Origin of the sequence: Mesorhizobium sp. M7A.F.Ca.CA.002.05.1.1 (assembly GCF_003998335.1) — a bacterium.
Taxonomy (GTDB): Bacteria; Pseudomonadota; Alphaproteobacteria; order Rhizobiales; family Rhizobiaceae; genus Mesorhizobium.
Genome location: NZ_RZQI01001579.1, coordinates 1 through 576 on the forward strand (window position 1 = coordinate 1; position 576 = coordinate 576).

1 protein-coding gene and 1 pseudogene are annotated in these 576 nt (G+C 66.7%); one reads left to right on the top strand and one right to left on the bottom strand.

Annotation, left to right across the window (positions count from 1 at the left end):
- Window positions 1-239: CGNR zinc finger domain-containing protein (locus EN939_RS37145; protein WP_206528483.1), on the top strand; the 239-nt coding region annotated here is incomplete at its 5' end.
- Window positions 240-293: 54 nt separating this feature from the next.
- On the opposite strand, the pseudogene EN939_RS37150 reads toward EN939_RS37145, so the two are convergent.
- A pseudogene (locus EN939_RS37150) lies at window positions 294-576 on the bottom strand (CDC27 family protein); the annotation flags it as partial.

Consider the following 576-nt stretch of genomic DNA (forward strand, 5'->3'; position numbering starts at 1 on the left):
GCACCAGACCGAAGCTTGCCCTTGCCCGGTGGCGGGACCCGGACGCCGTCACCGCCTTGCTGGCCATGCTGTCCATCGACGCGTTCTTCACCCTGCCGCGCGACAGGCTGCATTCCTGCCCTCGCTGTGGCTGGCTTTTCCTCGATACGTCGCGAGGCGGCAAGCGGCGCTGGTGCAGCATGCGCACCTGCGGCAACCGCGAGAAGGTGTCGCGCCACCGAGATCATACCGACGTCTAGACCCGGGTTAGCGCACCACGTCGCCTCTGCTGCGGGCAGCCGGATGCCGGCGCGTCACTCCGGAAGACCGGCCTTGCGAAAACCATCGACGAAATGCTCGAGCGTAGCGGCGTCGCGGAATGGCTCGGTCGTCGCCCAGTGATGGGTTGTGAAATGCGGGTTGCCGACGAGGAACAGTTCAGCCTCAGCGCGCGCCTCGTCGAGCCGGCCGAGTTGCGCCAGGCTGGCGGCCAGGAAACGGCGTGAGCTTGTGCGATAGGTCTCGTCACGGCGCAACGTCTCGATAGCGGCTTGGTAGTCGCGCGCCGCATATTGCGCCTGGCCGAGCGTCAGATAG